Raw genomic sequence first — 11371 nt, 5'->3', positions numbered from 1 at the left:
GGTGGAGACGAACGAAAGGGGCGGGTCCGAGAGTCCCGGACCCACCCCTGACGGTACTGCTGCTGCGTGGTGCTCAGGCGGAGGCGGTCTCTTCCACCGGCACGATGTTGACGTTCTTGCGGCCGCGCTTCGTCCCGAAGGTGACGGAGCCCGGGACCAGGGCGAACAGCGTGTCGTCGCCGCCCCGGCCGACACCGACGCCCGGGTGGAACTTGGTGCCGCGCTGGCGGACGAGGATCTCGCCGGCCTTGACGACCTGGCCGCCGAAGCGCTTGACGCCGAGCATCTGGGCGTTCGAGTCGCGACCGTTGCGGGAGCTGGACGCACCCTTCTTGTGAGCCATTCCTGCTCCCTTACTTCGAGATGTCGGTGACCTCGAGGCGGCTGTAGCGCTGGCGGTGGCCGACGCGCCGCTTGTACCCGGTCTTGTTCTTGTACTTCATGATCTTGATCTTGGGGCCCTTGTGCTCTCCGACGATGCTGCCGGAGATACTGACCTTCTCGAGGTCGGACGCCGAGCTGAGGACGGTGCTGCCGTCGACGAGCAGGACCGGCTGGAGGTCCACGGTGTCACCGTCGAGGAGCTCCACGTCGATGACGTCGCCGACCGCGACCTTGTACTGCTTGCCGCCGGTCTTCACGATCGCGTACATCTTCCGCGTGGACTCCTGTCTGGCGTGGGGTTCCGGTCCCGGCGCGCGTCCCGTGCGGGGCGGGCGCGGCGCGCCGGTGCCGCGGGCAGCGACCCGGCGGGCACCGATCTCCTAGGGTACCCGCCCGGCCTCCGCGGGTCGGACCCCGGGTGGGGCCGACCGTCCGCGGGTGGTGCTCAGTCGCTCGATCCGCCGACCGGCGGACCGGCCGGACGGGACGCCGCCCGGCGTCGACGCGGTCGCGCCGAGCCGCTCCCGGTGGGGACCACCGCGGGCTCGGGCGTCGTGTCGTCCTCGGGCTCCGCCGGGCTCCCGGCCGGGGTGATGAGGGTGTCGCCCCCGTGGCCGTTCCCGTTGCCGGTCGCGGCCCCGATGGCACCCGTGATGCGCGGCGCGGACGAGGTGGCGGGCTCTGGGGTCGTCCCGTTGCCCCCCGGCACGTGCTCGGCGAGGTCGGCCTCCAGGGCGACCTCGGCCTCGACGGCCTCGTGGATCGCCTCCTCGACCTCCTCGGTCTCCGCCGCCGCCGGGACGTCCGCCTCGGCGGGCGCCTCGTCGGTCTCCTCGACGCTCCCCGCGCCCGGGCTCGCCTCGGCCAGCCCGGCCTCGAGGGCCACCTCGGTCTCCTCGGCGCCCTCTACGGGCACCGCGGCCGTCTCGGGGCTCTCGGCGGTCCCCGAGTCGGAGGTGTCGACGGCCTCGACGGTGGCGACGGCCTCGGTGCCCGACTCGTCGGCGTCGACCTCGTCGGCGTCGTCGTCCCGGCCGGCGGCGAGCCCGCTGGCCGCGGCGACGACGGCCGGCGAGGCGCCCTCGGAACGCTCGGCCCGGCGCCCGCGACGACCCCGGCGCGAGGACGAGCCCCCGCCGGTGCCGCTCGCGGCCTTCTCGCCCGAACCGTTCTTCTCGCCCGAACCGTTCTTCTCCGCGGAGCCGGCCTTCTCGCCGCCGTTGCCCCCGCCGGTGCCCCCGCCGTTGCCGCCGCCCTGCTCGTGGCCGATGACGGGCTCGGACGAGACGATGACGCCGCGGCCGCGGCAGTGCTCACAGGTGGTCGAGAACTCGTCGAGCAGGCCCTGCCCGACGCGCTTGCGGGTCATCTGCACCAGGCCGAGCGAGGTGACCTCGGAGACCTGGTGGCGGGTGCGGTCGCGGCCCAGGCACTCGGTGAGGCGCCGCAGCACGAGGTCGCGGTTCGACTCCAGCACCATGTCGATGAAGTCGATGACGATCATGCCGCCGATGTCGCGCAGCCGGAGCTGGCGGACGATCTCCTCGGCGGCCTCGAGGTTGTTGCGGGTCACCGTCTCCTCGAGGTTGCCCCCGGAGCCGGTGAACTTGCCGGTGTTGACGTCGACGACCGTCATCGCCTCGGTGCGGTCGATGACCAGCGTGCCGCCCGAGGGCAGCCACACCTTGCGGTCGAGCGCCTTGATCAGCTGCTCGTCGATCCGGTACGCGGCGAACACGTCCTCAGGTCCGACGTGACGCGTCAGGCGCCCCGCGAGTTCCGGGGCCACGTGCGACACGTAGCCCTCCAGCGTCTCCCACGCCCGCTCGCCGGAGACGACGAGCGAGGAGAAGTCCTCGTTGAACATGTCGCGCACGACACGGATGAGGAGGTCAGGCTCCTCGTAGACGAGGGTCGGGCCCTTCGAGTTCTTGGTGCCCGCGTCGGAGGCCGACTTGTCGATGGCCTCCCACTGCGCGGTGAGACGCCGGACGTCGCGCTCCAGGTCCTCCTCGCTGACGCCCTCGGCGGCGGTCCGGATGATCACGCCCGACTCGTCGGGGACGATCCGCTTGAGGATCTCCTTGAGGCGCTTGCGCTCGGTGTCGGGCAGCTTGCGGCTGATCCCGGTGGCGCCGCCGGCGGGGACGTACACCAGGAAGCGGCCGGGCAGGCTGATCTGGGTGGTCAGGCGCGCGCCCTTGTGGCCCACCGGGTCCTTGGTGACCTGGACGAGCACCTGGTCGCCCGAGGACAGCGCCTGCTCGATCTTGCGCTGCTTGCCCTCGAGCCCGGAGGCGTCCCAGTTGACCTCACCGGCGTACAGGACGGCGTTGCGCCCGCGGCCGATGTCGACGAACGCGGCCTCCATCGACGGGAGCACGTTCTGCACCCGGCCGAGGTAGACGTTGCCGACCATCGAGTTCTGGCCGTCGCCCGCGACGAAGTGCTCGACGAGCACGCCGTCCTCGAGCACCCCGATCTGGCTGCGGCCGGCGTGCTGGCGCACGACCATCGTGCGCTCGACGGCTTCGCGCCGGGCGAGGAACTCGGACTCGGAGAGGATCGACGGCCGCCGGCGACCGGACTCGCGCCCGTCGCGGCGCCGCTGGCGCTTGGCCTCGAGCCGCGTCGATCCCTTGACCCCGCGGATCTCGTCGTTCGAGGACTTGCCGCCCTCGGGCCGCTCGACGCGGTCGCGGACGTGGGTGACGGTGTTCGGCGGGTCCTCGACCTCGCCGTCGCCGTCGCCCTCCGAGGACCGGCGACGCCGCCGGCGCCGGCGGCGCGAGCCGCCCGACGAGCCGTCGGAGTCCTCGGACTCGCCGGAGTCGGAGTCCTCGGCGTCGTCGTCGTCGCCCTCACCGGAGCCGGCGCCGGAATCCGACTCCGACTTCTCGGAGGAGTCCGTGCCCGCCTCGGCGTCGCCGTCGGAGGTGCCGTCGCCGGACTCGGCGTCGTCGGCACCGCCCCGACCGCGCCCGCGGCCGCGGCGCCCGCGACGGCGGCGCCGGCGGCTGCCGTCGTCATCGTCGTCGTCGGAGTCGGAGGAGTCGGCTGGATCGGAGGTGTCCGAGGAGTCGGAGGACTCCGACGGGTCCGTGGCGTCGGACGTCTCGGGCGCGTCGGGGGCCTCGTCGGCCCCCGAGCGACGCCGGCGGCGGCGCGAGGACCCTCCCGTGTCGGCCGTGGACTCACCGGAGTCCTCCGGCGCGGCGGCGGGAGTCTCCTCGTCCGGCGAGGTCGGGGTGTGGTCCCCCGTGGTCTCGGTCTCGGTGGACTCACCGGGGGTGACGACGCCGGTGGAGCGGCTGCCGCGACGGCGCCGGGCTCGCGTCGGGACGGCGTCCTCGGAGGTCGAGTCGGGCGCCAGGAACATCGGTGCCGCGAAGGCCGGGGCGCTGGCCGCCGCGCCGGCGGTCGGAGTGCCGGCGCCCAGGGTGAGCGGGGCCTCCGGCTCGCTCGCCTCCTCGGCGGGCGAGGGCGTCAGGGCCGCGGCGGCCTCGGCGACCGGGTCGGCGACCGGACCGCCGGGCGGCGGGAACAGGTCGTCGATCACCTGCGCCACGACGCCTCGGTCGACGCTGGACTGCGCGCTGCGCGCCCCCACGCCGATCCGGGCGAGCACGGCGAGGAGCTCGCGGCTCGAGGTGCCCACCACACGGGCGAGGGCGTGCACGCGGACCTTGTCCGGGAGCGCGGCCAGGGCCTGCTCGTCGGGGCGTCCGGGTGCGACGGCATCCCCCGCGGCGGTGCTACCGCCGGACGGGGTGTCGGTCTCGGTCATCCATCTCCTTCGCCCCCGGGCGCGACCTGGGGGTCGCGGCCACACGGGGACCTCGCGTGGGCTCGCCGTGGCGGCCGCAGGGGACGGCCACCGACTGCGGCACGATTCGGCGGGTCGAGCCGGTGGGCCCGGGTGCCGTCGATCCGTGCGGTTCGGCGATGTGTGTGCACCGCGGCCGACCGGGGACCTTCCGCGGGGCTACGCGGTAGGTGCCGCGCGGTCCGTCGCGAACGGGTCGATCAGCTCCCCGCGCTCGTCGAGCCGACCCTGAGCCCTCCGGGTGGCCCTGACGGGTTCCGGGAACTCGAGGCCGGCGACGGCGCGGAGGGCACCGCACACGTCGTCGGGTCGTGCGGCCGGCGTGGTGTGCCGTACGACCGCCGTCAGTCTCCCACACGTCGCCGCTCGTGCATGGTCCTCCCGCTCCGGCGCCTCCGGTTCGTCCGTCCGGGTGAGCGTGAGCCGCAGTTCGGCGACGGCCGTTCGCACATCCAGCGGCTTCGGACCGTTCTTGGTGAGGCGCTCCACGATGACCTCGTCGGCGGCGTGGAACGCGGCCAGGGCCGGGGCGAGCAGCTCGTCGGGGACGCCCGGGGTCTCGATCTCCCAGTGGCTCGCGTCGATCCGGTCGGCGAGCGCCCCGGGTGAGGCGGGTACGACCTCGATCACCGAGAGCCCCTCGGGCAGCACGGCGTCCACCTCGCGGGCGACCACCAGCGGGTCGAGGTGCTCCGTCACACCGATCTCGACGTACTCGGCATCGCTCGCCGCGCCGGTGGGCGCCGCGCCGATCCAGGAGAGCCTCGGATGTGGGCTGAAGCCGTGCGACAGGGCCACCGGCACCCCGGCGCGCCGCAGCGTCCACTCCATGGTGCGGGCGATGTCGCGGTGTGAGCTGAACCGCGCGCGGCCCCGCTTCGCGTAGCGCATCCGGAGCTTCTCCACGATCGGCGCCGAGGGGTGCGCCGCCTCGCCTGCCTTCGTCGTGCGGGTCGCCATCAGGCCGTCCCTCCGGTCGGTCGGTGTCCCCCGGTCGGGAGGACCACGATCTCGTCACCGGCCGGGCTGAACCCGGCCGCACGGTAGAAGGCCGTCCCGGCCGGGGACGGACGCAGCACGAGCCGCGCGAGCCCGCGGTCGCGGGCGTGGGCCACGGCGGCGCTCAGGAGCCGGCGCGGCACCCCGCGCGGCGCGGCACCCAGGGCGACGAGGCTGCCCACGTAGCCCCAGCGCTCCCCCGGCCGCCCGGGCGCGGGCATGGCGGCCACCTCGGCGACGTCGAGGGAGCCGACGACGTCCCACGCACCGCCGGACGGCACCTCCGCCACCCACACCGCGTGGTGCGAGAGCTCCGCGCGCCACCACGTCGCGAACACGTGCTCGAAGCCCGGGTCGGCGCCGGGCCGGGCGCGGCCACGCTGCTCGACCCAGGCCCGGCGCAGGGCGGCGACGGCGTCGCCGTCCGGGGCACCCGCCCGTCGCACGCGCACCTCCGGCGCCTCCGGCCGCTCGCTCACCGGTGTCCTGCCACGCGGTCAGACCCCGCGGTCGGCCGCGAGCGCGGGGTTGCGCACCGGCGTCGACCTGCGCTGCTCGACGGGCGTGATCGGCAGCGACGGCCGGCCCGGGGGCGCGATCTGGATCTCGGTCCCCATCGTCGGGCACACGCCGCAGTCGAAGCACGGCGTCCAGCGGCAGTCGTCCTGCTCCTCGGAGTTCAGCGCGTCCTGCCAGTCGTCCCACAGCCAGCCCCGGTCGAGCCCGGAGTCGAGGTGGTCCCAGGGCAGGATCTCGTCGGCGCCGCGCTCGCGGGTGGTGAACCAGCCCAGGTCGACGCCCTCGAGCGCCTCCTCGGCCGCGGTGACCCAGCGCTCGAACGAGAAGTGCTCGCTCCAGCCGTCGAACTGCTGGCCGTCTCGCCACGCCCGCTCGATGACCCGCCCGATCCGCCGGTCACCCCGGCTGAGCAGGCCTTCGATGAGGCTGGGCTGGCCGTCGTGGTAGCGCAGCCCGATGTTGCGGCCCAGCGAGCGGTCACTGTTGATCGCCTCGCGCAGCTTGCGCAGCCGGTTGTCGACGACGTCGGGCGCGGTCTGGGCCGCCCACTGGAACGGCGTGTGCGGCTTGGGGACGAACGCGCCGATCGACACCGTCGCCCGGACGTCGCCCCGGCCGGCGGCCTTGCGTCCGGCCCGGATGACCTCGTGGGCCATCGACGCGATCTGCAGCACGTCCTCGTCGGTCTCGGTGGGCAGACCGCACATGAAGTACAGCTTCACCTGCCGCCAGCCGTGCTCGTAGGCGGTGGAGACCGTGGCGATGAGCTCCTCCTCGGAGACCATCTTGTTGATCACCTTGCGCAGACGCTCGGACCCGCCCTCGGGCGCGAACGTCAGGCCGGACCGGCGGCCGCTGCGGGTGAGCTCCTCGGCGAGCGTCACGTTGAACGCGTCGACGCGCGTACTCGGGAGCGAGAGACCCGTGCCGGTGCCCTCGTAGCGGTCGGCGAGGTCCTTGGCGATCGTGCCGATGCCGGAGTGGTCGGCGCTCGAGAGCGAGAGCAGGCCGACCTCGTGGTAGCCCGAGTTCTGCAGACCCTTCTCGACCATCTCGCCGACGCCCTGCGGCGAGCGCTCCCGGACCGGCCGGGTGATCATGCCGGCCTGGCAGAAGCGGCAGCCGCGGGTGCAGCCGCGGAAGATCTCGACGCTCATCCGCTCGTGGACGGTCTCGGCCATCGGGACGAGCGGGGCCTTCGGGTACGGCCAGTCGTCGAGGTCGCTGGTGGTGCGCTTGTGGACGCGCTCGGGGGCGTGCGCGCTGGTCGGGGTGACCGCGGCGATCGTCCCGTCGTCGCCGTAGCGGACGTCGTAGAGGCCGGGGACGTAGACGCCCGGGACCCCGGCGAGGCGCTCGAGGGTCTCGTGGCGGGTGAGGCTCTCGGCCTTGGCCGCCTTCACGACCTCGGTGATCTCGCCGACGACCTCCTCGCCGTCGCCCAGGGCCACGATGTCGACGAAGTCGGCGATCGGCTCCGGGTTGAACGCCGCGTGCCCGCCGGCCAGCACGATCGGGTGAGTCGTGTCCCGGTCGGCGGCGTGCAGCGGGATCCCGGCGAGGTCGAGGATCGAGAGCATGTTCGTGTAGCCGAGCTCGGTGGCGAAGCTGATGCCCAGCACGTCGAACGCGCCCACGGGGCGGTGCCCGTCGACGGTGAACTGCGGGACCCCGTGCTCGCGCATCAGCGCGGCGAGGTCCGGCCACACGGCGTACGTGCGCTCGGCGAGGGCGTCGTCCCGCTCGTTGAGCACCTCGTAGAGGATCATCAGGCCCTGGTTGGGCAGCCCGACCTCGTAGGCGTCGGGGTAGCACAGCGCCCAGTGGACCGGCACCGCGTCCCACGGCTTGGTCCCCGCGTTGCGCTCGCCGCCGACGTACTGCACCGGCTTCTTCACCCGGGGCAGCAGCGGTTCCAGGCTCTCGAACACGGATTCGGCCACGGACCCAGGGTAACGAGAACCCCGCCGGGCCCCGATCACCCGCCGTTCGGGCGAGCAGTGCCTCACTCAACCCGCCGTGCCGACCCGGCCCGTCGGCCGCGACGACGGCGTCCACGAGCCTGGTCCTGGTCGCGAGGTCGAACGCGGTCCTCAGAGGCGTCGTCACCCGCACCCCGTCTGCGCGCGTCGTCCGGCACACCCGCCGTCACGTACGTGTCGGACCCGACCCGTCGGAAACCCGGCCCGGTCAGCACGCCCCAGGTCACACGTCCCGCACGGACCGCGTCCGATCCCCGGAAGGGTCTGCCGTCGTCCACACGGGGTTCGACGCAGAAGCCCCCTCCACGACTCCCTCGAACGCCGACCGTGCGCTCATCATGGTCGCCGACGGCAATTGATCACGATGTGCTCACCGTCGGCGAACTGACACCCTCCCGCGACCGAAGATCGCGGCGTGGAGGAGTTCGCGGCGGTCGGCGACATCCAGCTCTGCTTCGAGGTCATCGGTGAGGAGGAGGACCCGACGGTCCTGCTCGTCATGGGTCTCGGACTCTCGATGGACTGGTGGCGGGACGACTTCTGTCGGGGGCTGGTCGACCGCGGCTTCCGGGTCGTGCGGTTCGACAACCGGGACGTGGGCCGCTCGACGCACCTGCACGGACGCGGCATCGGGCCCTGGGGCTTCCTGACGCGCCGGGCCACCCCCGTCTACACGCTCGGCGACATGGCCGACGACGCCGCAGGCCTGCTCGCGCACGTCGCCCCGGACGGCGCGCACGTCGTCGGCGCCAGCCTCGGCGCGATGGTGGCCCAGGAGATCGCGATCCGGCACCCGGGGCGAACGCTCTCGCTGACCTCGATCATGGGCCGGCCCGGCGACGGGCGCACCGGGCGGGTCGCGCCGCGGATGCTCCCGGAGTTCCTGCGCCCGCCCGCCGCCGATCCCGTCGAGGGGCTGGTGGCGTCGTTCCGCCGCATCGGCTCGGTCGGCCGGACCCCCGAGGACGACGAGGACGTGCGTGTCACCGCCCGCCGGGCGTCCGCGCGGGAGACCGGCGACGGCGGGTCACGCCAGCTCGCGGCCTGCGTCGGCGAGCGCAACCGCACCGCCGACCTCGGCCGCCTCACCTGCCCGGCGCTGGTGATCCACGGGGACCGCGACCGGGTCATCCGCCCGGACGGAGGGCGGGCGACCGCGGCCGCGATCCCGGGGTCGGAACTGCTGGAGGTCCCGGGCATGGGTCACGACCTCGCCCGGTCCTCCTGGCCCGTCGTGCTCGACGGGATCGAGCGGATCGCTACCCGAACCAGAGCTTGATCTCGCGCTCGGCGGACTCGGGCGAGTCCGAGCCGTGCACGATGTTCGACCCGGTCTCCAGGGCGAGGTCACCGCGGATCGAGCCGGGGGCGGCCTTCTCGACGGGGTCGGTGCCGCCGGCGATCTGCCGGAACGCCGCGATGGCCCGCGGGCCCTCGACGACCAGGGCGGCGACCGGCGCCGAGGTGATGAAGGAGATCAGCTCCTCGTAGAAGCCCTTGCCCTCGTGCTCGGCGTAGTGCTGCTCGGCGAGGCCGCGGTCGACGGTCTTGAGCTCCAGCGACACGAGGCGCAGGCCCTTGCGCTCGATGCGCGACACGACCTCCCCGACCAGGCCACGCTCCACGCCGTCGGGCTTGACCAGCACCAGGGTGCGCTCGCTCACTACGGATCCTCTCTCGTGGACACCTACCGGTGCGCGAGCGTAACGAGCCGCCCTCAGGCGTCCCGGTCGGCCCAGAGCGCGTGGCGACGCAGCACCTCGTGCCGCATCCACAGCATCCCGGCCCACACGAGGCAGAACACCAGGCCGAGGATGCCGAGCGCCGGCGAGACGATCCAGCCCAGCGCCATCAGCACCTGCAGGCCCAGGGCCAGGGGCAGCCCCCACGGCCGCGAGAACCTGGCAATCGCGACGATCATCCCGACGGTCAGCACGACCACCCAGGCGATCTTCGCGGGCGTCAGGCCGCCCTCGACCTTGTCCATCACGAGCAGGGCGAGCGGGACGATGACGATCTCGAGGCTCAGGGCCGCGCTGGCCGGGCCGCGGAAGGCCTTCTTCGCGGCCTCGCCCGGTGCGAGCTCGGTCATGCCGGCTCCCGCCCCAGCAGCGTCCGGGCCTCGCCCGCGGCGACCACCGACCCGACGACCAGCACCCCCGCGCCCGCCATCGGCGCCTCGTCGTCGTCGGTCTCCTCGGCGAGCCCGATCGCGGTCTCCAGCGCGGCGTCCATGCGGGTCTCGACGACGACGCGGTCGGCGCCGAAGAACCCGACCGCCAGGCTCCCGAGCTCGTCGGCGTCCATGGCCCGCGGCGACGACACCTGGGTGACGACGACCTCGTCGAGCACCGGCTCCAGGGCCGTGAGGATGCCCTCGGCGTCCTTGTCGCCCATCACGGCGACGACCCCGATGAGGCGGCGGAAGGAGAACTCCTCGCGCACCGCCTTCGCCGACGCGCGCGCCCCGTGCGGGTTGTGGGCGGCGTCGACGACGACCGTGGGCGCCGAGCGCAGGCGCTCCATCCGCCCCGGCACGCGCACCGAGGCGAAGGCCTCGCGCACGGCGGTGATGTCGAGCTTGCGCGACGCGCCGGCCCCGAAGAACGCCTCCACCGACGCGAGCGCCAGCGACGCGTTCGCCGCCTGGTGCTCGCCGAAGAGCGGGAGGTAGATGTCGTCGTACTCGCCGCCGAGGCCCTGCAGGCGCAGCTGCTGCCCGCCGACGGCGATCTCGCGCGCCAGCACGCCGAACTCCATCCCGGAGCGCGCGACCTCGGCCTCGACCTCCACCGCGCGCTCGAGCAGCACCTTGGCGGCCTCGGGAGTCTGCTGGGCCATCAGCGCGACGGCGCCCGGCTTGATGACGCCGGCCTTCTCGGCGGCGATCCCGGCGATGTCCGAGCCGAGGTAGGCGACGTGGTCGACGTCCACCGGGGTGATCGCGGCGACCACGGCGTCGGCCACGTTCGTGGCGTCCCAGCTCCCGCCGAGCCCGACCTCGAGCACGGCGACGTCCACCGGGGCGTCGGCGAAGGCCGCGAACGCCATTCCGGTGAGCACCTCGAACTTCGAGAGCCGCGGGCCGTCACCCTGGGCCCGGTCGACGATGCCGAGGAAGGGCGCGATCTCCTGGTAGATCTCGACGTAGCGGCGCGCGCTGATCGGGGCGCCGTCGATCGCGATCCGCTCGGTGGCCCGCTGCAGATGGGGGCTCGTGTAGCGCCCGGTGCGCGGACCGATGCGGGTGAGCAGCGCGTCGATCATCCGGGTGACCGAGCTCTTGCCGTTGGTGCCGGCGACGTGGATCGCCGGGTAGGAGCGCTGCGGGTCGCCCAGCACCTCGACGAGCGCCCGGATCCGCTCCAGGGACGGGGCGATCCTGGTCTCGGGCCAGCGCTCGTCGAGCTCGGCCTCGACGGCGCGCAGCGCCGCGAGCGACTCGGCGTCGTCGGGTTCGTGGCCGGGCACGTCGCCGGTGGGCCCGGTGGTGACGCCCTGGCTCAGCGCGTCGGCGAGCGCGCCCCCGCCCGGGCCGGAGCCGGAGTCGTCCGCACCACCGGCCATGGCGAGGATCTGGGCGAGCTCGTCGGCGTCGCCGTCACCGGCTGCGTCCTGGTCGGAGGAGACGGAGCCCCATCGGTCGTCGCTGGTCATCACC

General features: G+C 73.9%; 10 protein-coding genes. 1 reads left to right on the top strand and 9 read right to left on the bottom strand.

The genetic code is table 11. The features are described 5' to 3' along the window. Window positions 1–73 precede the first annotated feature (73 nt). The 6 genes from rpmA to PH189_RS04990 all read right to left on the bottom strand — a co-directional run bounded on the left by rpmA (window position 74) and on the right by PH189_RS04990 (window position 7671). The gene (rpmA, locus tag PH189_RS05015) at window positions 74–343 is read right to left on the bottom strand and encodes a 50S ribosomal protein L27 (RefSeq protein WP_274187661.1); all 270 of its coding nucleotides are present in this window, start codon (window positions 341–343) and stop codon (window positions 74–76) included. A 10-nt stretch (window positions 344–353) separates the two neighbouring features. Continuing rightward, entirely contained in the window at window positions 354–653 is a 300-nt protein-coding gene (rplU, locus tag PH189_RS05010) for a 50S ribosomal protein L21 (protein WP_274187660.1), read from the bottom strand. A 176-nt stretch (window positions 654–829) separates the two neighbouring features. Next, window positions 830–4171 carry an Rne/Rng family ribonuclease gene (locus tag PH189_RS05005; RefSeq protein WP_274187659.1) on the bottom strand — a complete coding sequence of 1114 codons (3342 nt, stop codon included), beginning with the start codon at window positions 4169–4171 and terminating at the stop codon, window positions 830–832. Between the two features lie 198 nt (window positions 4172–4369). Continuing rightward, window positions 4370–5170, bottom strand: coding sequence for a TIGR03936 family radical SAM-associated protein (locus tag PH189_RS05000; RefSeq protein ID WP_274187658.1), 801 nt, complete (start codon window positions 5168–5170; stop codon window positions 4370–4372). Further along, entirely contained in the window at window positions 5170–5688 is a 519-nt protein-coding gene (locus tag PH189_RS04995) for a GNAT family N-acetyltransferase (RefSeq protein WP_274187657.1), read from the bottom strand. Before PH189_RS04995 ends, PH189_RS05000 begins: the two co-directional genes overlap by 1 nt. 18 nt (window positions 5689–5706) lie before the next feature. Then, complete coding sequence (locus tag PH189_RS04990; protein WP_274187656.1) at window positions 5707–7671, bottom strand: TIGR03960 family B12-binding radical SAM protein; 1965 nt, start codon at window positions 7669–7671, stop codon at window positions 5707–5709. Window positions 7672–8125: 454 nt separating this feature from the next. Here PH189_RS04990 and PH189_RS04985 point away from each other — a divergent pair, with 454 nt between their 5' ends. Beyond that, complete coding sequence (locus PH189_RS04985; protein WP_274187655.1) at window positions 8126–8989, top strand: alpha/beta fold hydrolase; 864 nt, start codon at window positions 8126–8128, stop codon at window positions 8987–8989. Here the strand turns inward: PH189_RS04985 and ndk are convergent. The 3 genes from ndk to folC are packed head-to-tail and all read right to left on the bottom strand — an operon-like array spanning window position 8970 to window position 11367. Beyond that, window positions 8970–9374: a nucleoside-diphosphate kinase gene (ndk, locus tag PH189_RS04980; protein WP_274187654.1), complete on the bottom strand. Its 405-nt coding sequence runs from the start codon at window positions 9372–9374 to the stop codon at window positions 8970–8972. The genes PH189_RS04985 and ndk overlap by 20 nt on opposite strands. Before the next feature lie 53 nt (window positions 9375–9427). Continuing rightward, window positions 9428–9802, bottom strand: coding sequence for a DUF4233 domain-containing protein (locus PH189_RS04975; protein ID WP_274187653.1), 375 nt, complete (start codon window positions 9800–9802; stop codon window positions 9428–9430). Further along, a complete protein-coding gene (gene folC / locus PH189_RS04970) occupies window positions 9799–11367 on the bottom strand; it encodes a bifunctional tetrahydrofolate synthase/dihydrofolate synthase (RefSeq protein ID WP_274187652.1) in 1569 nt (522 codons plus the stop codon). Before folC ends, PH189_RS04975 begins: the two co-directional genes overlap by 4 nt. Between the last annotated feature and the right edge of the window lie 4 nt (window positions 11368–11371).

The organism is Actinomycetospora chibensis, assembly GCF_028737215.1.
Taxonomy (GTDB): Bacteria; Actinomycetota; Actinomycetes; order Mycobacteriales; family Pseudonocardiaceae; genus Actinomycetospora; species Actinomycetospora chibensis.
The sequence above is the reverse complement of the archived record's forward strand: the minus strand, read 5'-3'. Positions and strand labels throughout refer to the sequence as shown.

Bases quoted from the DNA above. Each gene is read 5' to 3' on its own strand.
- folC (WP_274187652.1), bottom strand. From the start codon at position 11,367: ATGACCAGCGACGACCGATGGGGCTCCGTCTCCTCCGACCAGGACGCA.
- PH189_RS04975 (WP_274187653.1), bottom strand. From the start codon at position 9,802: ATGACCGAGCTCGCACCGGGCGAGGCCGCGAAGAAGGCCTTCCGCGGC.
- PH189_RS05000 (WP_274187658.1), bottom strand. From the start codon at position 5,170: ATGGCGACCCGCACGACGAAGGCAGGCGAGGCGGCGCACCCCTCGGCG.
- rplU (WP_274187660.1), bottom strand. From the start codon at position 653: ATGTACGCGATCGTGAAGACCGGCGGCAAGCAGTACAAGGTCGCGGTC.
- rpmA (WP_274187661.1), bottom strand. From the start codon at position 343: ATGGCTCACAAGAAGGGTGCGTCCAGCTCCCGCAACGGTCGCGACTCG.
- PH189_RS05005 (WP_274187659.1), bottom strand. From the start codon at position 4,171: ATGACCGAGACCGACACCCCGTCCGGCGGTAGCACCGCCGCGGGGGAT.